This window comes from Streptococcus mitis (assembly GCF_002096815.1).
Classification (GTDB): Bacteria; Bacillota; Bacilli; order Lactobacillales; family Streptococcaceae; genus Streptococcus; species Streptococcus mitis_AD.
The window spans coordinates 358417-382769 of sequence record NZ_NCVJ01000021.1; the positions used below are offsets into that span (position 1 = coordinate 358417).

The 24353-nt window shown below is 39.6% G+C and carries 23 protein-coding genes and 2 tRNA genes; 20 read left to right on the forward strand and 5 right to left on the reverse strand.

What is annotated here, in order from left to right; translation table 11 throughout:
- The first annotated feature begins 30 nt into the window (after positions 1–30).
- The 15 genes from B7696_RS08500 (at position 31) to B7696_RS08570 (ending at position 14372) form a co-directional block, all read left to right on the forward strand.
- The gene (locus B7696_RS08500) at positions 31–1053 is read left to right on the forward strand and encodes a branched-chain amino acid aminotransferase (RefSeq protein ID WP_004254793.1); all 1023 of its coding nucleotides are present in this window, start codon (positions 31–33) and stop codon (positions 1051–1053) included.
- A gap of 22 nt (positions 1054–1075) precedes the next feature.
- Positions 1076–3043 carry a peptide ABC transporter substrate-binding protein gene (locus B7696_RS08505; protein WP_084863199.1) on the forward strand — a complete coding sequence of 656 codons (1968 nt, stop codon included), beginning with the start codon at positions 1076–1078 and terminating at the stop codon, positions 3041–3043.
- Between the two features lie 98 nt (positions 3044–3141).
- Positions 3142–3372 (forward strand): DUF2969 domain-containing protein, encoded by a 231-nt coding sequence (locus B7696_RS08510; protein ID WP_000037113.1) that lies wholly within the window; start codon positions 3142–3144, stop codon positions 3370–3372.
- A gap of 49 nt (positions 3373–3421) precedes the next feature.
- Positions 3422–3502 (forward strand) — tRNA-Tyr (locus tag B7696_RS08515).
- A gap of 9 nt (positions 3503–3511) precedes the next feature.
- Positions 3512–3583: transfer RNA gene (locus tag B7696_RS08520), tRNA-Gln, on the forward strand.
- A 161-nt stretch (positions 3584–3744) separates the two neighbouring features.
- Positions 3745–4947, forward strand: coding sequence for a 30S ribosomal protein S1 (gene rpsA / locus B7696_RS08525; RefSeq protein ID WP_001001631.1), 1203 nt, complete (start codon positions 3745–3747; stop codon positions 4945–4947).
- A gap of 85 nt (positions 4948–5032) precedes the next feature.
- The gene (locus B7696_RS08530) at positions 5033–5530 is read left to right on the forward strand and encodes a GAF domain-containing protein (protein ID WP_084863201.1); all 498 of its coding nucleotides are present in this window, start codon (positions 5033–5035) and stop codon (positions 5528–5530) included.
- The gene (gene dnaX, locus B7696_RS08535) at positions 5530–7185 is read left to right on the forward strand and encodes a DNA polymerase III subunit gamma/tau (protein ID WP_084863202.1); all 1656 of its coding nucleotides are present in this window, start codon (positions 5530–5532) and stop codon (positions 7183–7185) included. Before B7696_RS08530 ends, dnaX begins: the two co-directional genes overlap by 1 nt.
- 27 nt (positions 7186–7212) lie before the next feature.
- The gene (locus B7696_RS08540; protein ID WP_084863204.1) at positions 7213–7407 is read left to right on the forward strand and encodes a DUF3272 domain-containing protein; all 195 of its coding nucleotides are present in this window, start codon (positions 7213–7215) and stop codon (positions 7405–7407) included.
- 255 nt (positions 7408–7662) lie between these two features.
- Positions 7663–8433, forward strand: a complete 771-nt coding sequence (gene sufC, locus B7696_RS08545; protein WP_084863526.1) for a Fe-S cluster assembly ATPase SufC — start codon at positions 7663–7665, stop codon at positions 8431–8433.
- A gap of 27 nt (positions 8434–8460) precedes the next feature.
- On the forward strand, positions 8461–9723 hold the full coding sequence (gene sufD, locus B7696_RS08550) for a Fe-S cluster assembly protein SufD (protein ID WP_084863206.1): 1263 nt from the start codon (positions 8461–8463) through the stop codon (positions 9721–9723).
- A 10-nt stretch (positions 9724–9733) separates the two neighbouring features.
- A complete protein-coding gene (locus tag B7696_RS08555; RefSeq protein WP_084863207.1) occupies positions 9734–10960 on the forward strand; it encodes a cysteine desulfurase in 1227 nt (408 codons plus the stop codon).
- Entirely contained in the window at positions 10947–11387 is a 441-nt protein-coding gene (gene sufU / locus B7696_RS08560) for a Fe-S cluster assembly sulfur transfer protein SufU (RefSeq protein WP_049491374.1), read from the forward strand. The genes B7696_RS08555 and sufU overlap by 14 nt, the downstream gene beginning before the upstream one ends.
- 57 nt (positions 11388–11444) lie before the next feature.
- A complete protein-coding gene (gene sufB, locus B7696_RS08565; RefSeq protein ID WP_000797054.1) occupies positions 11445–12857 on the forward strand; it encodes a Fe-S cluster assembly protein SufB in 1413 nt (470 codons plus the stop codon).
- 123 nt (positions 12858–12980) lie between these two features.
- Positions 12981–14372, forward strand: coding sequence for an APC family permease (locus B7696_RS08570; RefSeq protein WP_064277012.1), 1392 nt, complete (start codon positions 12981–12983; stop codon positions 14370–14372).
- A 30-nt stretch (positions 14373–14402) separates the two neighbouring features.
- Here the strand turns inward: B7696_RS08570 and B7696_RS08575 are convergent, their stop codons facing one another.
- Positions 14403–15251: a YitT family protein gene (locus B7696_RS08575; protein WP_049487109.1), complete on the reverse strand. Its 849-nt coding sequence runs from the start codon at positions 15249–15251 to the stop codon at positions 14403–14405.
- Positions 15252–15391: 140 nt separating this feature from the next.
- On the opposite strand from B7696_RS08575, the gene B7696_RS08580 reads away from it, so the two are divergent.
- The 5 genes from B7696_RS08580 to B7696_RS08610 all read left to right on the forward strand — a co-directional run bounded on the left by B7696_RS08580 (position 15392) and on the right by B7696_RS08610 (position 20646).
- On the forward strand, positions 15392–16231 hold the full coding sequence (locus B7696_RS08580) for a DegV family protein (RefSeq protein WP_049487110.1): 840 nt from the start codon (positions 15392–15394) through the stop codon (positions 16229–16231).
- A 107-nt stretch (positions 16232–16338) separates the two neighbouring features.
- On the forward strand, positions 16339–16614 hold the full coding sequence (locus B7696_RS08585) for an HU family DNA-binding protein (RefSeq protein WP_001284640.1): 276 nt from the start codon (positions 16339–16341) through the stop codon (positions 16612–16614).
- Between the two features lie 1902 nt (positions 16615–18516).
- Positions 18517–19158: an amino acid ABC transporter permease gene (locus B7696_RS08600; RefSeq protein ID WP_084863209.1), complete on the forward strand. Its 642-nt coding sequence runs from the start codon at positions 18517–18519 to the stop codon at positions 19156–19158.
- Positions 19159–19167: 9 nt separating this feature from the next.
- Positions 19168–19797 carry an amino acid ABC transporter ATP-binding protein gene (locus tag B7696_RS08605; RefSeq protein ID WP_084863211.1) on the forward strand — a complete coding sequence of 210 codons (630 nt, stop codon included), beginning with the start codon at positions 19168–19170 and terminating at the stop codon, positions 19795–19797.
- Between the two features lie 9 nt (positions 19798–19806).
- Positions 19807–20646 carry an amino acid ABC transporter substrate-binding protein gene (locus B7696_RS08610; protein ID WP_084863212.1) on the forward strand — a complete coding sequence of 280 codons (840 nt, stop codon included), beginning with the start codon at positions 19807–19809 and terminating at the stop codon, positions 20644–20646.
- Positions 20647–20708: 62 nt separating this feature from the next.
- On the opposite strand, the gene lysS is transcribed toward B7696_RS08610, so the two are convergent.
- The 4 genes from lysS to B7696_RS08630 all read right to left on the reverse strand — a co-directional run bounded on the left by lysS (position 20709) and on the right by B7696_RS08630 (position 24278).
- The gene (gene lysS, locus B7696_RS08615) at positions 20709–22199 is read right to left on the reverse strand and encodes a lysine--tRNA ligase (protein ID WP_084863214.1); all 1491 of its coding nucleotides are present in this window, start codon (positions 22197–22199) and stop codon (positions 20709–20711) included.
- 137 nt (positions 22200–22336) lie between these two features.
- Positions 22337–22954, reverse strand: a complete 618-nt coding sequence (locus B7696_RS08620) for a histidine phosphatase family protein (RefSeq protein WP_084863216.1) — start codon at positions 22952–22954, stop codon at positions 22337–22339.
- A gap of 2 nt (positions 22955–22956) precedes the next feature.
- Positions 22957–23436, reverse strand: coding sequence for an aminoacyl-tRNA deacylase (locus tag B7696_RS08625; protein ID WP_042751369.1), 480 nt, complete (start codon positions 23434–23436; stop codon positions 22957–22959).
- Positions 23436–24278 carry a DUF368 domain-containing protein gene (locus tag B7696_RS08630; RefSeq protein WP_084863218.1) on the reverse strand — a complete coding sequence of 281 codons (843 nt, stop codon included), beginning with the start codon at positions 24276–24278 and terminating at the stop codon, positions 23436–23438. Before B7696_RS08630 ends, B7696_RS08625 begins: the two co-directional genes overlap by 1 nt.
- Between the last annotated feature and the right edge of the window lie 75 nt (positions 24279–24353).

Sequence of the window (24353 nt, forward strand, 5' to 3'; positions counted from 1 at the left end):
GAAATAGGTTTTTAGAATAAGGAGTGGAATATGACAGTAACGATTGATTGGGAAAATCTCGGTTTTTCCTATATGAAATTACCTTATCGCTATATTGCTCATTTTAAAAATGGACAATGGAATCAAGGAGAACTTACAGAAGATGCAACTTTGCATATTTCAGAGTCTTCTCCAAGTCTTCACTATGGACAACAAGCATTCGAAGGTTTAAAAGCTTATCGTACTAAGGATGGCAGTATTCAACTTTTCCGTCCTGATGAAAATGCCAAACGCCTGCAACGGACATGTGATCGTCTCTTGATGCCGCAAGTTCCGACAGAAATGTTTGTAGAAGCTTGTAAGGCAGTTGTTCGTGCGAATGAAGAATATGTACCTCCATACGGAACAGGTGGAACCCTTTATCTTCGTCCACTTTTGATTGGTGTTGGAGATATTATCGGGGTAAAACCAGCGGAGGAATACATTTTCACTATCTTTGCTATGCCAGTTGGTAATTACTTTAAGGGTGGTTTGGTCCCAACTAACTTCTTGATTCAGGATGAATACGACCGTGCTGCTCCAAATGGTACAGGTGCCGCTAAGGTTGGGGGGAACTATGCTGCAAGTCTCTTGCCAGGGAAATTGGCTAAATCACGCCATTTTTCAGATGTTATCTACCTAGACCCTTCAACTCATACAAAGATTGAAGAAGTCGGTTCAGCTAACTTTTTTGGGATTACAGCTGATAATGAATTTGTAACACCATTGAGTCCATCTATCTTGCCATCTATTACTAAGTATTCTTTGCTTTATTTGGCAGAACACCGCTTGGGCTTGACACCTATTGAGGGTGATGTTCCAATTGATAACCTGGATCGTTTTGTAGAGGCAGGTGCCTGTGGTACGGCAGCAGTTATTTCACCAATTGGTGGAATTCAGCACGGTGATGATTTTCATGTATTCTATAGTGAAACAGAAGTTGGTCCTGTGACTCGTAAACTCTATGATGAATTGACTGGTATTCAGTTTGGTGATATTGAAGCGCCAGAAGGTTGGATTGTAAAAGTAGATTAAAATAAACAAAAGGAGATTTTTGATGAAATCGAAAAAGTGGCTCTTAACAGCAGGAGTGGTCCTGAGCACAACAGCTCTTTTAGTAGCTTGTGGAAAAGCTGATAAAGAAGCAGATGCACCGACAACATTTTCTTATGTCTATGCAGTAGATCCAGCATCTCTGGACTATAGTATAGCGACTCGTACATCTACAACAGATGTCATCGGGAACGTGGTTGATGGTTTGATGGAAAACGACCAATATGGAAATGTTATTCCTTCCTTGGCTGAAGATTGGTCAGTGTCCAAAGATGGTTTGACTTATACCTATAAACTTCGTAAAGGAGTTAAATGGTACACTTCAGAAGGCGAAGAATACGCAGAAGTAACAGCCCATGACTTTGTGACAGGATTGAAACACGTAGCTGACGGTAAGTCAGACGGCGTCTCTCTCATCCAAAATTCAATCAAGGGCTTGGATGCCTACATGACTGGTGAAACGAACGATTTCTCTACAGTTGGTGTCAAGGCTTTGGACGATTACACAGTCGAATATACCCTAAACAAACCAGAAAGTTTCTGGAACTCTAAAGTCACCACAGCAACGATGTTGCCTGTAAATGAAGAGTTTTTGAAGGCATCAGGTAAAGATTATGGAGCAGTTACTCCAGCAGGGATTCTTTACAATGGTCCTTATATCTTGAAGACCTTGACTTCTAAATCGTTGATCGAATACGAGAAAAATCCAAACTACTGGGATAAAGAAAAGGTAAAAATTGAAAAGGTCAAATTGACTTACTACGATGGTTCTGATCAGGAATCGTTGATTCGTAGCTTCTCTTCAGGTGCCTATACGACAGCCCGTCTCTTCCCAAGTAGCTCAAACTTTGCTTCAACTTTGGAACAATACGGAGATAAAATCACTTATAGCCCACAGGACTCAAGTAGTTATTACTTCACCTTTAACGTAAATCGTCAATCATATAATAAAACTGCGAAAACAAGTGAAGAGCAAAAGACTTCTACTAAAGAAGCTATGCTTAATAAGGACTTCCGTCAGGCTATCAACTTTGCCTTCAACCGCCATTCTTATGCTGCCCAGCTAAATGGTGAAGACGGTGCGGACAAGATTATTCGTAACAGCCTTGTTCCTGACAACTTTGTGCAAGCAGGTGGTAAAAACTTTGGTCAAATCGCTCAAGCAGAGTTGGTGAACTATGGTGACCAATGGAAAGGTGTTGAGCTAGTTGACGGTAAGGATTCTATCTACAATCCTGACAAGGCTAAAGCTGCTTTCGAAAAAGCTAAGAAAGACTTGGAATCTAAAGGGGTAACATTCCCAATTCACTTGGATGTCCCAGTTGAACAAACAGATACCATCGCCGTTCAACAAAGCAACTCTTTCAAACAGTCAATCGAATCAACTCTTGGTGCTGAAAATGTTGTCATCGACGTTCTTCAAATGACAGATAATGAAAAGGAAACAATCACTTCACAAGCTCGTGTTCCTTCTCAAAAAGACTATGATTTGAACAGTACAGGATGGGCTCCAAGTTATCAAGATCCAGCATCTTACTTGAATATCATGGACCCTAAATCAGGTTCTGCTATGAAACACCTTGGTATTACTAAAGGGAAAGATAAGGATGTTGTAGCGAAACTTGGTTTGGACCAATATAAGAAATTATTGGATGATGCAGATTCAGAAACTACAAATCTTGAAGAACGCTATGAAAAATATGCTAAGGCTCAAGCTTGGTTGACAGATAGTTCATTATTGATGCCAACAGCCTCATCTGGTGGTTCTCCAGTTGTAAGTAATGTCGTGCCATTCTCAAAACCATACTCACAAGTTGGTATTAAGGGTGATCCATATATCTTTAAAGGGATGAAATTGCAAAAAGATATTGTTACAACAAAAGAATATGAAGAAGCACTGAAAAAATGGCAAAAAGAAAAATTGGAATCAAATGGTAAGTACCAAAAAGAACTAGAAAAACACATTAAATAAAGCAGAAAACTCTATATCAGACTTGGAATGATATAGAGTTTTTTCTTGCTAGTTTTGGGATTTTCTTGTAAAATAGAAAAAGTGAAGAGAGGTATGAAATGAGCAAGAAAGATAAAAAAATTGAAATTCAAGTAGCAGATGCCAAAGTTAATGTTGGTAAAGACAGTTTTGAAGGTTATACATTGACTATCGGTAAAAAAGTTATCGGAGAAATTGCCGAATTAGACGGACAATTTGCCATCATAAAGAATGGGAATGTCGATAGTTTTTATAAAAAATTGGAAAAAGCTGTGGAAATTTTGATTGAAAATTATAATTTAGCAAAATAAGTCTTGTTTTTTTGAAATTTTCATGATATAATAGTCCATGTTGATTGTAGGAGAGATAGCGAAGAGGCTAAACGCGGCGGACTGTAAATCCGCTCCTTCGGGTTCGGGGGTTCGAATCCCTCTCTCTCCATTTTATCAATGGGGTATAGCCAAGCGGTAAGGCAAGGGACTTTGACTCCCTCATGCGTTGGTTCGAATCCAGCTACCCCAGTTCTTAGGTAATGATCAAGATAAAAAGCAAAATATCTTAGGGTATTTTATTTTTATAATTGAAAGACGTGAACGATATGAACATGTCCTTGCGGGTGCTTAGGAAAAAAATTATAAGTATGTCAAGTTTAAGAAAAACTTGATTGTTGGAGGATTTTTTAGATGAACGAATTTGAAGATTTGCTAAATAGCGTTAGCCAAGTTGAGACTGGTGATGTTGTTAGTGCTGAAGTATTGACAGTTGATGCGACTCAAGCTAACGTTGCAATCTCTGGAACTGGTGTTGAAGGTGTCTTGACTCTTCGCGAATTGACAAACGATCGCGATGCAGATATCAATGACTTTGTTAAAGTAGGAGAAGTATTGGATGTTCTTGTACTTCGTCAAGTAGTTGGTAAAGATACTGATACAGTTACATACCTTGTATCTAAAAAACGCCTTGAAGCTCGCAAAGCATGGGACAAACTTGTTGGTCGCGAAGAAGAAGTTGTTACTGTTAAAGGAACTCGTGCCGTTAAAGGTGGACTTTCAGTAGAATTTGAAGGTGTTCGTGGATTTATCCCAGCTTCAATGTTGGATACTCGTTTCGTACGTAACACTGAGCGTTTTGTAGGTCAAGAATTTGATGCTAAAATCAAAGAAGTTGACGCTAAAGAAAACCGCTTCATCCTTTCACGTCGTGAAGTTGTTGAAGCAGCTACAGCAGCGGCTCGTGCTGAAGTATTCGGTAAATTGGCTGTTGGTGATGTTGTAACTGGTAAAGTTGCCCGTATCACAAGCTTCGGTGCTTTCATCGACCTTGGTGGTGTTGACGGATTGGTTCACTTGACTGAATTGTCACATGAACGTAACGTTTCACCAAAATCAGTTGTAACTGTTGGTGAAGAAATTGAAGTGAAAATCCTTGATCTTAACGAAGAAGAAGGACGTGTTTCACTTTCACTTAAGGCAACAACACCTGGACCATGGGATGGCGTTGAGCAAAAATTGGCTAAAGGTGATGTAGTTGAAGGAACAGTTAAACGTTTGACTGACTTCGGTGCATTTGTTGAAGTATTGCCAGGTATCGATGGACTTGTTCACGTATCACAAATTTCACACAAACGTATTGAAAATCCAAAAGAAGCTCTTAAAGTTGGTCAAGAAGTTCAAGTTAAAGTTCTTGAAGTTAACGCAGATGCAGAGCGCGTATCACTTTCTATCAAAGCTCTTGAAGAGCGTCCAGCTCAAGAAGAAGGACAAAAAGAAGAAAAACGTGCTGCTCGTCCACGTCGTCCAAAACGTCAAGAAAAACGTGATTTCGAACTTCCAGAAACACAAACAGGATTCTCAATGGCTGACTTGTTCGGTGATATCGAACTTTAATCAAATTGAAAATTCACAAAATCCTTTGTTTTCTAAACAAGGGATTTTTCTTTTGTCTGTAAGTCTTTTTTGATATAATAGTTCTATGTTAGAATCAGAAAAACAATCACGTTATCAAATGTTAAATGAAGAGCTCTCTTTTTTATTGGAAGGCGAAACCAATGTTTTGGCTAATCTTTCCAACGCCAGTGCTCTTCTAAAATCACGCTTTCCTAATACTGTATTTGCAGGCTTTTATTTGTTCGATGGAAAGGAATTGGTTTTGGGTCCCTTCCAAGGTGGTGTTTCCTGCATCCGTATTGCACTTGGAAAGGGTGTTTGTGGGGAGGCAGCTCACTTTCAGGAAACTGTTCTAGTTGGAGATGTAACAACTTATCCCAACTATATTTCTTGTGATAGTCGTGCTAAAAGTGAAATTGTTGTTCCGATGGTAAAGAATGGTCAATTGCTCGGGCTTCTGGATCTGGATTCTTCAGAGATTGATGATTATGATGCTATGGATCGAGATTATTTGGAACAATTTGTCGCTATTTTGCTTGAAAAGACAGAATGGGACTTTACAATGTTTGGGGAGAAAGCCTAATGTATCAAGCACTTTATCGAAAATATAGAAGTCAAAACTTCTCCCAATTGGTTGGTCAAGAAGTTGTGGCTAAGACTCTTAAACAAGCGGTGGAGCAAGAGAAAGTAAGTCATGCTTATCTTTTTTCTGGTCCTCGTGGAACGGGAAAAACCAGTGTAGCTAAGATCTTTGCAAAGGCTATGAACTGTCCTAATCAAGTGGGTGGTGAACCATGTAATAACTGTTATATTTGTCAAGCAGTGACGGACGGTAGTTTAGAAGATGTCATTGAAATGGATGCAGCCTCTAATAATGGGGTTGATGAAATTCGTGAAATTCGTGATAAATCAACCTACGCCCCTAGTCTTACCCGTTATAAGGTTTATATCATAGACGAGGTTCACATGCTGTCTACAGGGGCTTTTAATGCTCTTCTAAAGACGCTGGAAGAGCCAACACAGAATGTGGTCTTTATTTTAGCTACTACTGAATTGCACAAGATTCCTGCCACTATTCTATCCCGTGTCCAACGTTTTGAGTTTAAATCAATTAAGACACAAGATATTAAGGAACATATCCACTATATCTTAGAAAAGGAAAATATCAGTTCTGAACCAGAGGCTGTAGAAATTATTGCCAGACGAGCTGAAGGTGGGATGCGGGACGCCTTGTCTATTTTGGATCAAGCCCTGAGTTTGACACAGGGAAATGAGCTGACGACTGCCATCTCTGAAGAAATTACAGGTACTATTAGCCTGTCTGCCTTGGATGATTATGTGGCTGCCTTATCTCAACAGGATGTTCCCAAAGCCTTGTCTTGCTTAAATCTTCTCTTTGAGAATGGTAAGAGCATGACTCGTTTTGTGACCGATCTTTTGCACTATTTAAGAGACTTGTTAATTGTTCAAACAGGGGGAGAAAATACTCACCATAGCCCGGTCTTTGTGGAAAATTTGGGACTTCCTCAAGAAAATCTGTTTGAAATGATTCGCTTAGCAACAGTCAGTTTGGTAGATATTAAGTCTAGTTTGCAGCCTAAGATTTATGCTGAGATGATGACTATTCGTTTGGCGGAAATTAAACCTGAACCGGCTCTTTCAGGGGCGGTTGAAAGTGAAATTGCTGCACTGAGACAGGAAGTTGCACGTCTTAAACAAGAACTCGCCAATGTAGGAACTATACCTAAGCCAACTACTCCAGCACCTGGTCGCCCAGCAGCAGGTAAGACAGTCTATCGTGTGGATCGCAGTAAAGTGCAATCTATCTTACAAGAGGCTGTCGAAAACCCTGATTTAGCCCGTCAAAATCTGATTCGTTTGCAGAATGCATGGGGAGAGGTAATTGAAAGTCTAGGTGGGCCGGACAAGGCTTTACTGGTTGGTTCTCAACCGGTTGCGGCCAATGAACACCATGCCATTCTTGCTTTTGAATCTAACTTCAATGCTGGTCAAACCATGAAACGGGACAATCTCAACACCATGTTTGGTAATATCCTCAGTCAGGCAGCAGGTTTTTCGCCTGAAATCTTAGCTATTTCCATGGAGGAATGGAAAGAAGTGCGCGCAGCTTTTTCAGCCAAAGCTAAATCTTCTCAAGTTGAAAAAGAAGCAGAAGAAAGTCTGATCCCAGAAGGATTTGAATTTTTGGCTGATAAAGTGAAGGTAGAGGAAGACTAAAGAAAGATTTCATGATACAATAAGTTTATGAATAGACAACAATTTATTATCATAGCACTGTTTACAGCTGCTGAGACCTATTTTTTCAATGAAGCCTGGATGACTGGTCGCTATATTATGGCAGCCTTTTGGGCCATTTTACTCTTTAGAAATTTTCGAGTGAGTTACTTGATGGGTAAAATAGTAGATGTCATTGACCAGCATTTAAAAGAGAAAGACTAGTCCTCAGCTTCTAGACAAAATCAAAGCCTTTTAGGCTTTTTTTTGTTATACTATAAAAGTATATTTATTGACCTTTTATACTCTTCGAAAATCTCTTCAAACCGTGTCAGCTTCGCCTTGCCGTGCTCAAGTACAGCCTGCGGCTAGCTTCCTAGTTTGCTCTTTGATTTTCATTGAGTATTTCCGTATTTTCTAGGGAAATCAAGTATGTTTCTAGTAAGTACTGTAAAGGCTTTGAAAAAGAAAGGAACTATCATGTCAGTATTAGAGATCAAAGATCTTCACGTTGAGATTGAAGGAAAAGAAATTTTAAAAGGGGTTAACCTGACCCTTAAAACAGGAGAAATTGCCGCTATCATGGGACCAAATGGTACTGGTAAATCAACTCTTTCTGCCGCAATCATGGGAAATCCAAACTATGAAGTTACCAAAGGTGATGTTTTGTTTGATGGCGTAAATATCCTTGAGTTGGACGTGGACGAACGTGCACGTATGGGACTTTTCCTTGCTATGCAATACCCGTCTGAAATTCCTGGAATTACTAACGCTGAATTTCTTCGTGCAGCCATGAATGCTGGTAAAGAAGACGATGAAAAGATTTCAGTTCGTGAGTTCATCACTAAACTGGACGAGAAAATGGAATTGCTCAACATGAAAGAAGAAATGGCAGAGCGTTACCTCAACGAAGGTTTCTCTGGTGGTGAGAAAAAACGTAATGAAATTCTTCAACTCTTGATGTTGGAACCAACTTTTGCCCTTTTAGATGAGATTGACTCAGGTCTTGATATTGACGCCCTTAAAGTTGTATCGAAAGGTGTCAATGCCATGCGTGGTGAAGGCTTTGGTGCTATGATCATCACTCACTACCAACGTCTTTTGAACTACATCACACCAGACGTGGTACACGTGATGATGGAAGGTCGTGTTGTCCTTTCTGGTGGTCCAGAATTGGCTGCCCGTTTGGAACGTGAAGGATACGCAAAACTAGCTGAAGAACTTGGCTACGACTACAAGGAAGAATTGTAATTCCCTCGTATCTTTTAGGAGAAGTAAATGACTAAAGAAAATATTAAACTTTTTTCAGAAATGCACGCTGAACCAAGCTGGTTGGCTGACCTCCGTCAAAAAGCTTTTGATAAGATTGAGAGTTTAGAATTACCAGTTATTGAGCGTGTCAAATTCCACCGTTGGAATCTGGGCGATGGAACGATTACAGAAAGTGAGCCATCAGCAAATGTTCCAGATTTCACAGCTTTAGATAATCACTTGAAGTTGGTCCAAGTAGGAACGCAAACTGTTTTTGAGCAAACACCAGTTGAATTAGCTGAACAGGGTGTTGTTTTTACAGATTTCCATTCAGCTTTAGAAGAAATTCCAGAGCTTATTGAGGAATTCTTCATGTCATCTGTTAAGTATGACGATGACAAATTAGCAGCCTACCATACAGCTTATTTCAACAGTGGTGCTGTTCTCTACATTCCTGATAATGTTGAGATTAAAGAACCAATCGAAGGTATTTTCTACCAAGACAGCGATAGCGATGTGCCCTTTAACAAGCATATTATGATTATTGCTGGTAAAAACAGTAAGATTAGCTATCTTGAGCGCCTGGAGTCACGCGGTGAAGGAAGTGCCAAAGCAACTGCCAATATCACAGTCGAAGTGATTGCACGTTCTGGTGCGCAAGTGAAGTTTGCGGCTATTGATCGTCTAGGTGAAAATGTCACTGCTTACATTAGCCGTCGTGGTAAATTAGGCAACGATGCAAGCATTGACTGGGCAATCGGTGTCATGAACGAAGGAAATGTCGTTGCGGACTTTGATAGCGATTTGATTGGTAACGGTAGCCATGCTGACCTTAAAGTCGTAGCTCTTTCAAGTGGCCGTCAGGTACAAGGGATTGATACTCGCGTAACCAACTATGGTTGCAACTCAATCGGAAATATCCTCCAACATGGGGTTATCCTTGAAAAAGCAACTTTAACTTTCAATGGTATCGGTCATATCATCAAGGGTGCTAAGGGAGCCGATGCGCAACAAGAGAGTCGTGTTCTCATGCTTTCAGACCAAGCGCGTTCGGATGCCAACCCAATTCTTTTGATTGACGAAAATGACGTTACTGCTGGTCACGCTGCTTCTATCGGACAGGTGGATCCAGAAGACATGTACTACCTCATGAGTCGTGGCTTGGACAAGGCAACTGCAGAACGTTTGGTTGTCCGTGGTTTCCTTGGTTCTGTTATCGTTGAGATTCCAGTCAAGGAAGTTCGTGATGAAATGATTGCAACAATCGAAGAAAAATTGTCAAAACGCTAAGGGGAAGCCTATGTTAGATGTAGAAGCGATTCGTAAGGATTTTCCAATTTTAGACCAGATTGTCAACGATGAACCTCTGGTCTATCTGGACAATGCTGCGACGACACAAAAACCACTAGCAGTACTGAAAACCATTAACCGCTATTATGAGCAGGACAATGCCAATGTTCATCGTGGTGTTCATACTTTGGCTGAAAGGGCAACAGCATCCTATGAAGCTGCTCGTGAAACCATTCGTAAGTTTATCAATGCAGGTTCTACAAAAGAAGTTCTCTTCACCAGAGGAACGACAAGCAGTCTTAACTGGGTAGCTCGCTTTGCTGAGGAAATTTTGACTGAGGGTGACCAAGTATTGATTTCCGTCATGGAACACCATTCCAATATCATTCCTTGGCAGGAAGCCTGTCGCAAGACTGGAGCAGAGCTGGTCTATGTTTATCTCAAGGATGGAGCCTTGGATATGGATGATTTGCGATCTAAATTGACGGACAAGGTCAAGTTTGTTTCGCTAGCTCATGCCTCTAATGTTCTTGGAGTGGTCAATCCGATCAAAGAAATCACTCAATTAGCTCACAAAGTTGGAGCTATCATGGTGGTAGATGGTGCTCAGTCTACACCTCATATGAAGATTGATGTCCAGGACTTGGATGTGGACTTCTTTGCCTTTTCGGGTCATAAGATGGCTGGTCCGACTGGTATCGGTGTCCTTTACGGCAAAGAGAAGTATCTGCAACAAATGTCACCTCTTGAATTTGGTGGTGAGATGATTGATTTCGTCTATGAGCAATCTGCTAGTTGGAAGGAATTACCTTGGAAATTTGAGGCTGGAACGCCAAATATGGCAGGCGCGATTGGACTTGCTGCGGCAGTAGATTATCTGGATAAGATTGGTATGGATGCCATTGAAGCCCATGAACAAGAATTGATTGCATACGTCTATCCAAAACTGCAGGCGATAGAAGGCTTGACTATTTACGGTTCGCAGGACTTGGCTCAACGTTCAGGTGTTATTGCCTTTAACCTAGGTGACCTTCATCCTCACGATCTTGCGACTGCTCTGGATTATGAAGGGGTAGCAGTTCGTGCGGGTCACCATTGTGCACAACCCTTGCTCCAATATTTGGAAGTTCCAGCAACAGCTCGTGCAAGTTTTTATATCTACAATACCAAGGCAGATTGCGACAAGCTAGTAGATGGCTTACAAAAGACAAAGGAGTTTTTCAATGGCACTTTCTAAACTGGATAGCCTTTATATGGCAGTGGTAGCGGACCATTCGAAAAATCCACATCACCAAGGAAAGTTGGAAGATGCTGAGCAAATCAGTCTCAACAATCCGACCTGTGGGGATGTCATCAATCTCTCTGTCAAGTTTGATGCAGAGGATCGTTTGGAAGATATTGCTTTTCTAAATTCAGGCTGTACTATCTCAACTGCCTCTGCAAGTATGATGACAGATGCAGTTTTAGGAAAAAACAAACAAGAAATCTTAGAACTTGCGACTATTTTTTCTGAAATGGTTCAAGGGCAAAAAGATGAACGCCAAGACCAACTAGGCGATGCAGCTTTCTTGTCAGGTGTTGCCAAATTCCCTCAACGAATCAAGTGTGCAACCCTAGCTTGGAATGCCCTCAAGAAAACAATTGAAAATCAAAAAAATCAGTAAGACAAGTTTCTTTTGTCTTATGAATCAGTAGAAATAAAGAATGAAAGAAAGGATATTATGGCTGAAGAAAGAGTAGAACCAAAACCAATTGACCTTGGTGAATATAAATTTGGTTTCCATGATGATGTAGAGCCTGTCCTATCGACAGGAAAAGGATTGAATGAAGATGTCATTCGTGAACTATCAGCTGCAAAGGGAGAACCTGAGTGGATGCTAGAATTCCGTTTGAAGTCTTATGAAACCTTCAAAAAAATGCCCATGCAAACTTGGGGAGCAGATTTGTCAGAGATTGACTTTGATGACTTGATCTACTACCAAAAACCATCTGATAAACCAGCTCGTTCGTGGGATGAGGTTCCTGAAAAAATCAAAGAAACCTTTGAACGTATCGGGATTCCAGAAGCTGAGCGTGCTTATCTAGCCGGTGCCTCTGCTCAGTACGAGTCAGAAGTGGTTTACCACAACATGAAGGAAGAGTTCCAAAAATTGGGTATTATCTTTACAGATACGGATTCTGCCCTTAAGGAATACCCAGACTTGTTTAAACAATACTTTGCCAAGTTGGTACCGCCGACTGATAACAAGTTGGCTGCCCTTAACTCAGCAGTATGGTCAGGTGGAACCTTTATCTACGTACCAAAAGGTGTCAAGGTAGATATTCCGCTTCAAACCTACTTCCGTATCAACAACGAAAATACTGGTCAGTTTGAACGTACCTTGATTATCGTTGATGAGGGTGCAAGTGTCCACTACGTAGAAGGATGTACAGCGCCAACTTATTCAAGTAACAGCTTGCATGCTGCCATTGTAGAAATCTTTGCCTTGGATGGAGCTTATATGCGTTATACAACCATCCAAAACTGGTCTGATAACGTCTATAACTTGGTAACCAAACGTGCTAAAGCTCAAAAGGATGCCACTGTTGAGTGGATTGATGGTAACTTGGGTGCTAAAACAACCATGAAATACCCATCTGTTTACCTAGATGGAGAAGGGGCGCGTGGTACCATGCTCTCTATCGCTTTTGCCAATGCTGGGCAACATCAGGATACTGGAGCTAAGATGATTCACAACGCTCCACATACAAGCTCGTCTATTGTGTCTAAATCCATCGCTAAAGGTGGAGGAAAGGTTGACTATCGTGGACAAGTAACCTTTAATAAAAACTCTAAGAAATCTGTCTCTCACATCGAGTGTGACACCATTATCATGGATGACTTGTCAGCATCAGATACCATTCCGTTTAACGAAATTCACAACTCACAAGTGGCTTTGGAGCACGAAGCCAAGGTATCTAAGATTTCTGAAGAACAACTCTATTACCTCATGAGCCGTGGATTGTCAGAATCTGAGGCAACTGAGATGATTGTAATGGGATTTGTAGAACCCTTTACAAAAGAACTTCCAATGGAATATGCAGTTGAGCTGAACCGTTTGATTAGCTATGAAATGGAAGGATCAGTTGGGTAAGAATATGTAGAATCTGAGCAGGATTTATTCTGTTCGGATTTTTTTGAAAAATTATCTTATAAATATTCACAAAATCCCTTTTATATGATAAAATAAAACAATCATATTTAATGGAGATGAAGTATGAATATTTTTAGAACAAAAGATGTTAGCTTGGGACGTACTGAAATGCACCGTCATTTAAAAGTATGGGATTTGATTTTATTAGGAATCGGTGCCATGGTAGGAACTGGGATTTTTACCATTACAGGAACCGCAGCAGCAACGCTTGCTGGTCCGTCACTGGTTGTATCTATAGTGATTTCTGCCCTGTGTGTTTCTTTATCCGCCCTATTTTTCGCAGAGTTTGCCTCTCGTGTTCCTGCAACTGGTGGTGCTTATAGTTATTTGTATGCAATTTTGGGTGAATTACCAGCTTGGATTGCTGGTTGGTTGACCATCATGGAGTTCATGACAGCAGTTTCTGGTGTGGCCTCTGGCTGGGCAGCTTATTTTAAAGGCTTGCTCAGTAACTATAGTATTTCAATGCCTCAAGCCTTGAATGGGACCTTTAACCCTGAGCAGGGTACCTATATAGACCTTTTACCTATTTTGGTACTGACACTGGTAACCGGTTTAGTTTTATTAAATTCCAAGGCAGCATTGCGTTTTAATTCGCTTCTAGTCGTCTTGAAATTCTCTGCTCTCGCTTTGTTTATTCTAGTTGGTATCTGGTATATTAAACCAGAAAATTGGTCCAACTTTGCTCCCTTTGGTTTTGGTCAAATTTATGGTGGAAGTACTGGAATAATGGCAGGAGCATCTTTGATGTTCTTTGGTTTCCTAGGATTTGAATCAATTTCTATGGCTGTTGATGAAATTCAAAATCCACAAAAGAATGTCCCACGAGGTATTGTTTTGTCTTTGACAATCGTAACGATTCTCTATGCTCTGGTTACATTAGTATTGACAGGGATTGTTCACTACAGCCAACTCAATGTGGATGATGCTGTAGCATTTTCATTGCGAAGTATAGGAATTGGTTGGGCAGCTAATTATGTGTCATTAGTGGCCATTTTAACCCTAATAACAGTGTGTATTTCTATGACTTATGCCTTATCGCGTATGATTTACAGTTTAGCACGTGATGGTCTTTTACCTCGAAGTTTTAAGCAATTAAGCAAAACAAGTCGTGTTCCTAAAAATGCGACCATCTTAACTGGAGTTGCTTCTGCAATTGCAGCAGGAGTGTTTCCACTGGCTAGTATTGCAGCCTTTCTAAATATTTGTACGCTTGCTTATCTTATCTTATTGGCTTATGGAATTATAAAACTTAGAAAGGATAAGGGAATGCCTAAAGAAGGAGAATTCAAAACTCCCCTAGTTCCCTTGTTGCCGATTCTCTCGATTCTAATCTGTCTTTCCTTTATGCTTCAATATAGTGTAGAAACATGGATTGCGTTTGGAATTGCTCTTGTAGTTGGACTTGTGATTTACTTTACTTATGGCTATCGTCATTCTACACTTTCTGAATAAAGAAAAAGCTGGAACTTCCCAGCTTTTTGCTTACTCTTTTATATATGTGAAGCCTTCTCCTAGGATTTCATGAGCTTCTGTAATAGTTATAAAGGCTTGAGGATCAATTCGATGAATCATTTCCTTCATTTTCACAATTTCATTTCTTCCGACAATACAGTAGATAATCTTCAAATCTTCTTGGCTATAATAACCTTGACCTGAGATGAAAGTAACGCCTCTACCTAGGTCATCATTAATCGCCTTAGCAAGTTGGTCAGGACGTTTTGTGATAATCATAAAACCTTTACCAGCATAGCCACCTTCACCAATCAAATCAATGACACGAGAAACGATAAAATCAAATAAGAGCGTGTAGGAAACCAATCTCAAGTCCTTGAAGATTAGGAGAATAAGCATTAGAATACAAAAATCTAAGATAAAGAGCAGTTTCCCCATGGATATATGAGTGTATTTATTGAGAATACGAGCTAGAATATCAGTACCACCAGTTGTACCTCCAGCATTAAAGATAATTCCAAGACCAATTCCCAATAGAATCCCAGCTATAAGGGCAGTGATTAGTAAATCACCTTGAAGATCAATATGAAGGGGTATACGTTCAAAAAAGGCCAACCAGGCAGACAAGGCTAAGGTTCCTAGTAAACTAGAATAGAGGGACTTTGCTCCAAAAATCTTCCAAGCTAGGATGAAAAGGGGAATATTAATCAGCAAGTTCATCAGAGAAACAGGGATTTTAAAAAGATAAAAGGTGATGAGGGTAATACCTGTCGCCCCTCCTTCAAAGAGATGATGAGGAACTACAAAATAAGTTAGACCAAAAGCATAGATAGCAGCACCTAGTAAAATGGTTAAAATGGGATAAATTTTTTTAATCATAGGGACCTCTTTTCTTATAAGTAGATTATATCAAATTTTTAAGGAAAATTTGATTGACTCCATTAGGATTTTTAATCTTTTTTTGATATAATTAAAAGTAAGAAAACCAATCTGAATCCTAAAATAGAAAGATTGATACTATGACAAAAATTAAGATTGTAACCGATTCATCTGTTACTATTGAACCTGAACTAGTAAAACAATTAGATATCACTGTTGTTCCGTTATCTGTAATGATTGATAATGTTGTCTATTCTGATGCGGATTTGAAAGAAGAAGGTAAATTTCTTCAGTTGATGCAAGCAAGTAAGAATCTTCCAAAAACAAGCCAGCCCCCTGTAGGTGTCTTTGCTGAAGTTTTTGAAGACCTATGCAAAGATGGTAGCCGGATTCTTGCTATTCATATGTCTCATGCCCTTTCTGGTACTGTAGAAGCGGCACGTCAAGGTGCTAGCTTATCTACTGCCGATGTGACAGTTATTGATAGTTCCTTCACTGATCAAGCCTTGAAATTCCAAGTTGTTGAAGCTGCGAAGTTGGCACAAGAAGGCAAAGACATGGAGGAAATTTTATCTCATGTAGAAGAGGTTAAAAACCACACAGAACTCTATATTGGCGTTTCAACTTTGGAAAATTTAGTAAAAGGTGGACGAATTGGCCGTGTAACTGGATTGTTGAGTTCCCTTCTCAATATCCGTGTTGTCATGCAGATGAAGGATCATGAATTGCAGCCAATCGTTAAAGGTCGTGGAGCTAAAACTTTTAAAAAATGGTTGGATGAGCTGACAAGTTCGCTAACTGAACGTTCTGTAGCAGAGATTGGGATTTCATATTCTGGTAGTGCTGATTGGGCAAAAGAGATGAAAGAAAGCTTACAAGCTTATGTTGAAAAGCCAATTTCAGTTTTGGAAACGGGCTCTATTATTCAAACTCACACGGGTGAGAATGCTTGGGCTGTTTTAGTACGTTACCACTCCTAAAAAAATAAATAAAATGGGAAGAAATAGCGTTTTTAACTTGACCTAAAAGGGATTTTAGGATATGATTATATTTGTTAATTAGAAATTAAATTGGAGGAATCATTAACATGGCAAACAAACAAGATTTGATCGCTAAAGTAGCAGAAGCTACAGAATTGACTAAGAAAGACTCAGCAGCAGCAGTTGAAGCTGTATTCGCAGCAGTAACTGAGTACCTTGCAGCTGGTGAAAAAGTTCAATTGATCGGTTTTGGTAACTTTGAAGTTCGTGAGCGTGCTGCACGTAAAGGTCGCAACCCACAAACTGGTAAAGAAATCAAAATTGCAGCTTCTAAAGTTCCAGCATTCAAAGCTGGTAAAGCTCTTAAAGACGCTGTTAAATAATTTGAATTTAAAAAACCTGTCATATCAAGCATTTGAGCTTGTGTGACAGGCTTTTCTTTTGCTTTTGGGGCATTTTGGGGGCAAAACTATAAATTATCTAGCAAATTGAGGATATTGCCATCCATCTTCTTTGTAACGTGTGTAGATTTTGTTTATTGTCCTAGAATCAGAACGTCCTACTCTTGCCATAATTGCTTTTAGAGTTACGCTATTCTGCTTATGAGAGTATGCCTAAAGATGTGGTAGGTGAGGTGCCTATCAATGGATTCTTCAAGTTGTGTATTTGTTTTCAGATTTAAATCTTCAATAGTTTTTACGATTTTTGGCAGTTTCGCTCGTCATGCAGAATTATATTCGACATACTCGAGGTTCACTGTGTAATCAAGAGACAGGTTTAAGATTAATTTAGATCACTCTGATTTTGACTTTGAAAGATCAAGTTTGATTAGAAAGCGTTGAATGTATTTTATATCGATATAAATCTCAAACGCCTATTTAAAATCATTTATGCTACTAGTAAGAGAGCTGATATAGCTCCCTTAGATTTTTTTTGGTAAAAAGTCCATCACTCTTCTAAAAAAGTGAAATTTACTTTAATATATAGCTTAGATACTGCAACAAATGGTCATTATGCTACTATTTTATATGGATATGATGCTAAAAAGTTGAAGAAATTTAAATGTCGACTGAATATGACAGATATAGGATAAGAAGAGAGAGCAAGCTATCCTTTTATCTTTATATTATCGTGATTCCTTAATTTTAATGGATACAGTAGAACACGAGATTGCAGCAGTAAAAAAATTGACCAGTAGTTAGAATTTATTGCTAATCTCTGAGATGATGTACCTATTAATGATTTACTGAAATAAACAGATTTCGCAAAAATTATGTCTAGCTTTACAGAATTTCATGCTCACTGAGTAGGCGATATAGAGCCAAAGAGGAAGTGATGGCACTTGATCAAACCTTCAAACGTTTTTATAGTTTTATCAGGAAAGTTAAAGAGGGGCTTCTGGTGTGAGTATTCGTGAGTTCATGAAAGGCGATAATTGAGGCCTGGTAATGATGGAAAAGAATGATAAAGAAGAACTAATCGATTTAGCTGATTTTGAACTTTAACTTGTCAATGTAGCTATAAGAGAGTATAGTAATGTTAAAAATATGGGGGCTATATGGATAAGCGATTTGTTATACCAGTGAGAGTTGATAAGAGAATTTTAAATAAACTCGATTTTGTATCAACAAAGCCACAATAAGGACGATCAGAAACGATTGGTAAAGGATTAGAGAGGCTCTATAGTGAGCTGGGGAGAAAGATGACTAGAAAAGGATTGATTTAGGCACATATTTGGTTAGGTGTGGCTATTTCTGCCTTAGCACTCTATACCTACACGATTATTTATATTTTTAATTATGATATGGAAGAAATCTTTGAAAATTTTATTATTTTGGTAATTTATTCACCATTTTTCCGTTATTTTTGATATCAGTTGGGGGATTATCTTTATTGGCTTGAGTTGAATTCGCTTATCGTAATTTGCAACGATATAAAGAAATTAAAAAGTCCTTATCTTTCTTTTGGATTGTATTGTATTTGTACAAATTTTGAAGATACCTTGGGTATGATTTTACTATCACCCTTTATCTTTGTTTCCTTGCCACTCTATGCTTATTTACTCCTTGGTTTATTTATCTTTTTTTGGGGGCATGAGTCTTGCTATGGATGATTCTATGTCTCTTTTGTTAAAGGAAAGCTAAGACCGAGAAAGGACACATTTCGTCCTTTCTTTTTTGATAGATATAGCTTTTTCTTTTTAAAAGAGAATTTTTTTTCAAAAAAACTTGGTTATTTCGTTTATTTATGCTATAATAGGAACAATTATTTTTAGGAGGTGCAGTATGTCTTATTTGTTTGAGATATTACCGAGTTTATTGAGCGGTGCAAGCATGACTTTACAGGTTTTTGCACTGGTCTTGATTTTTTCTATTCCCTTGGGCGTTTTGATTGCCTTTGCCTTGCAAGTCCATTGGAAGCACCTCCATCATCTGATTAACATTTATATCTGGATCATGCGAGGCACACCCTTGCTCTTGCAATTGATCTTTATCTATTATGTGCTCCCAAGCATTGGGATCCGTTTGGATCGTCTTCCTGCGGCCATTATTGCCTTTGTTTTGAATTATGCTGCTTACTTTGCTGAAATCTTCCGTGGGGGAATTGATACCATTCCTAAGGGTCAATATGAGGCTGCTAAGGTTTTGAAGTTTAGTCCCTTTGACACAGTTCGCTATATTATCTTGCCCCAAGTGACCAAGATTGTTCTTCCTAGCGTATTTAACGAAGTCATGAGTTTGGTCAAGGATACTTCCTTGGTCTATGCTCTAGGAATTTCAGATCTTATCTTGGCTAGTCGAACAGCTGCAAACCGTGATGCTAGCCTGGTTCCTATGTTCTTGGCAGGAGCCATTTACTTGATTTTGATTGGTATTGTAACCATTCTTGCCAAAAAAGTTGAGAAGAAATACAGTTACTATAGATAGGAGGCTGCCATGTTAGAATTACGAAATATCAATAAGGGCTTTGGTGAAAAGCAAATTTTGTCCAATTTCAGTCTAAAAATTCCTGAAAAGCAAATCCTGGCTATCGTTGGGCCTTCTGGTGGAGGTAAGACAACTCTCTTACGCATGCTTGCGGGCCTTGAAACCATTGATTCAGGGGAAATTTTTTATAATGGAAAACCTTTACAACTGGATGAACTGGAGAAACGGAATCTACTGGGATTTGTCTTCCAAGATTTTCAACTTTTCCCTCATTTATCAGTTTTAGATAATTTGACTTTATCACCTGTGAAAACAATGGGAATGAAGCAGGAAGAGGCAGAGAAGAAGGCGCGTGGACTCTTGGAACAGTTAGGGCTAGCAGGGCATGCAGATGCTTATCCCTTCTCACTATCAGGTGGGCAAAAGCAACGGGTGGCCTTGGCGCGTGCTATGATGATTGACCCAGAAATCATTGGCTACGATGAACCAACTTCTGCCCTGGATCCAGAATTGCGCTTGGAAGTGGAAAAACTGATCTTGCAAAATAGGGAACTTGGGATGACACAGATTGTGGTTACCCACGATTTACAATTTGCTGAAAATATCGCAGATCAGATTCTCAAGGTTGAACCCAAGTAGGAGGTGCCAATGACTAATAAGAAAATTGCTTTAGTATTGGTTTCGCTCCTGACCCTCTTTTTAACGGCTTGTACTCAGAAGGCTAGTGATCCCAAACAGGATAACTGGGATAAGTATCAAGAGCAGGGAACTATTACTATTGGTTTTGACAATACCTTTGTACCCATGGGATTTGAAGAAAAGAATGGCCAATATACAGGCTTTGATATTGATTTGGCACAAGCTGTCTCAGAAAAATTAGGTTTTAAGGTTCAATTTCAGCCAATCGACTGGGATATGAAGGAAACAGAACTGCAAAATGGAACCATAGATGCCATTTGGAATGGCTATTCTGCGACTGATGAACGCCGAGAAAAAGTTGCCTTTAGTATTCCTTATATGGAAAATCAGCAAGTACTAGTTACGAAGAAAAGCAAGCAAATTCGTTCAGTAGAGGATATGAAGGATAAAACCTTGGGAGCCCAAGCCGGTTCCTCTGGTTATTTAGACTTTGAAGCCCAGCCAGATTTATTGAAAAATCGTATCAAAGATCAGAAGGCTAATCAGTACCAGAGTTTTAATGAGGCCTTGATTGATTTGAAAAATGACCGGGTTGATGCTTTGTTGATTGACCGAGTGTATGCTAATTACTATCTCCAGTCTGAGGGTATATTAAATGACTACAATGTTTTTTCAGCAGGATTTGAAAGTGAATCCTTTGCGGTCGGAGTTAGACCAGCTGATAAAAGATTATTAACAGCATTAAACCAGGCCTTTATCGAACTATACCAAGAAGGAAAGTTCCAGGAAATCAGCCAAAAATGGTTTGGAGAAGATGTAGCAACCAAAGAAGTGAAAAGTAGAGATTGAGTGTTTACTCAGTCTCTTTTTGCATCAAAAAATCCTCTGGCAAGTTCCAGAGGATAAGAGTATTATTTCATTGTTGGGAAGAGCAATACATCACGGATAGTTGTTGTATCAGTGAGGAGCATGCAGAGACGGTCGATACCGATTCCCAAACCACCTGTTGGAGGCATACCATATTCAAGAGCCTCAATGTAGTCGTAGTCAATGCCTGTTGCTTCATCGTCACCAAGTTCTTTAGCTTTAGCTTGGGCTTCAAAACGGCTAAGTTGATCGATTGGATCGTTCAACTCAGTAAAGGCATTACCGTACTCCTTAGTCATAATGAAGAGCTCGAAACGGTCAGTAAAGCGTTCGTCTTCAGGATTTTTCTTAGCAAGTGGAGATACAGCTACTGGATGTCCATAGACAAAGGTTGGTTGGATCAAGGTTTCTTCAACAAACTCTTCAAAGAAGGCATTAATAATGTGGCCGACTTCAGTGTAGTGTTTCTCAACTGGAACTTTCTTCTCAGCAGCGATAGCCTTGGCTTCTTCCAAAGTCATGTCTTGCCAAAAATCTACCCCAGTAATTTCTTTGATGGCATCCACCATGTGAACGCGTTTAAATGGTTCATTAATCTTGATTTCAGTTCCTTGATAGTTTACTGGACCATCACCCTTAACTGCCTTAGCAGCGTGTTGGATAATGCCTTCCGTCAAGTCCATGATGTCTTGGAAGTCTGCATAAGCTTGATAAACTTCGATGGAAGTAAACTCAGGGTTATGTGTAGCATCCATTCCTTCGTTACGGAAGATACGGCCGATTTCATAGACACGTTCCATACCACCAACGATAAGGCGTTTCAAGTGAAGCTCAGTTGCGATACGAAGCACCATGTCAATGTTTTGGGCATTGTGGTGGGTGATAAATGGACGGGCAGAAGCACCACCGGCTTCATTATGAAGAACAGGTGTTTCCACTTCAAGGAAGCCTTTTTGGTCAAGGTAACGACGGATTTCAGAGATGATCTTTGAACGAGTGACAAAACGCTCAAAGCTTTCACGGTTAGAAATCAAGTCAAGGTAACGTTTACGGTAAATTGTCTCAACGTCTGTCAAACCGTGGAATTTTTCTGGCAGAGGACGAAGAGCCTTAGACAAGTGTGTGATGTGAGTAGCCTTGATAGAGAGTTCTCCCATATCTGTACGCATGACTTCCCCTTCGACACCAAGGAAGTCACCAAGGTCTGCTTTTTTGAAGATTTCGTAGTTTTCTTCACCGACAGCATCTTTACGTACGTAGATTTGAATCTGCCCTTCGCGGTCTTGAAGGTGGGCAAAACCTACTTTACCTTTACCACGTTTGGTTACCAAGCGTCCTGCGATAGTAGCTGTTTCGTTTTTATCATGTAATTGTTCTTTATCGAGGTCGGCAAATTTATCTTTTAATTCTTGTGAATTTGCAGTGCGTTCAAAGCGTTTTCCGAAAGGATCAATTCCTTGTTCACGGAGCGCAGCCATTTTTTCACGGCGAACGATCTGCTGGTCATTTAGTTCTTCCATATGTTCTGTTGACATGGGATCCTCCTAGTTTTCCTCAAAATTGAATACGATGAGTCATTTTTTGCGATACTCCCATTTTATCATAAATAAGCAAGAAATTCACGGATAATCTTTCAAAACTAAAAAGAACTTGACGCTAAAATCAAGTTCTGTTATTGATAGGAAGTATCATTCCAAGTATCGAGAGTAAATATTTCAAAATCATGGGTTTCTAGAATGGTCAGGCTGGCATTTGCTAAACCACCATCTTTACGAAGAAGTGGCTCTTTATAACCGAGAAGAGTACGAAGACTGGCAGTAAGATTGGCGCCGTGACCGACAATTAGAATACGCTCAGCTGGACTATCTTTTAATGATTTGATAAATTGGATGGTACGTTGAGTGGTATTATAGAGGGATTCAGCGCCAAACATTTGAGTGTCAAATTGAGCAAGATTAGATCGGAAAGCTTTGATTTGTTGCGGGTAAATAGCTTCCAAGGTTGCAATTTTCAAACCTTCCAACTTTCCCAGCTGCCATTCACGGAGGTTAGGAACGCTTTCTAAAGGACAGGGAGTCTGCAGTTGACTTTGAATAATCTCAGCAGATTTGAACGCTCGAGGTAAATCACTTGAATAAATCTGATCAAAAGGAATATCCTTAAGATATTGACCTAGTTGTTTTAGGGTTTCAATGGATTCAGGAAGAAGGGGAGAATCTCCACTGGCACCTTGAAAGCGACCTTCCTGATTCCAGAGTGTACGACCGTGGCGGACAAAGTAGAGTTTCATTCTTAGTTGCCCTCCAAGATATCTACAAAGTCAGCTTTTACAAAGCTAGCCAAGTCTTGCGGAGCGACGATAATGCTGTGACCAACTTCGCCTGCAGAGACAATCATTTGATCCAAGTCTAGAGCGATCTTATCGATAAAAATGGGGTAATTGTGTTTCTGACGAATTCCGACAGGATTATTGGCTCCATGAATATAACCTGTTGTTTTTTCCAAGTCCTTTTGTGGAATCATGCTCACTTTTTTATTGCCAGAAATTTTGGCTAGTTTCTTTTCAGACAAATGTTGAGTGATAGGGACAATTCCGATAATTGGTCCTGTTTTATCTCCCAAAAGAGCCAAGGTTTTGAAAATCTGATCTCGTTCATAATCTTGGGGAAGTTCTCCTTCTAGGGCATTGATTTGAATCCCCTGATGTGGGATACCTGCTTTGGACAGGATTTGTTCCACCAATGTTTTTTTGACTTTAACTTTTTTTGCCATTATTTATACTTATCCTCCAATTGGCTCATCCAAATACCAAGCCAGATTCCCAGTGCAAAGAAGAAGGCAATGATGACATACCCAACAAGAGAAATACCGGTGTACTGGATACTTTCAGCATTTCCTGCATTTGGAATCAAGATTAAAAGGGTACTTGATAGGACGATACCGATGATGAAATGATAGACGCGTGAGTGGTAGTTGTTTAAGGCATAATCCATCAATTTTGAAAAAATGATGAGAGTTGCACCTGCACCGATTCCAATCGGGAAGAAGGTTCCCAAGAGGTCAAAGGTTTTAAAACCAGTCAACATAGGAGCATAGAGCCCCAAAATCAAAAGTAGGTTTGATGGACTGAGGCCAGGAACTAATACGCCAAGAGCCAGCAGTGTACCAGCTAGGACGAAATTAAGAAAGCTGGCGCTCAAGGTTCCAACGACAAAATTTAAGGCATAGAGTCCTAATCCAGAAATGATAAAGGTTATCCAGAACCAGACTAAATCAATCTTGTCTCGATCAGATTCTCGAGTTGATTCTTTGAGGAGGCTAGGAACTGTACCAATAATAGCTCCTGCAAAGCTCCATAAGACAAAGACCTGATAATTTTCAAGCAGGTATTCAATCGGGTAGGAAAATAAGCCGATTCCCAGAAACATACCAATGGCAACTGGAATAAAGTACAAAACATTTTCTTTAAAGTCTTTAAAGGGGTGAGCCAGAAAACCAATCATTCGTTCATAAATTCCTAAGATTGCTGCTAGAACCCCTCCGGAAATTCCTGGTAAGATAAATCCCAGAGCAATGACAATCCCTTTAATAACGCGTGCTAACCATGAGAGCATATTTTTCCTCCAACTATTTCTATTTCAAAAAATCCTTACTATATTGTATCACAATCTAAAACAAAAAGAAAAAGC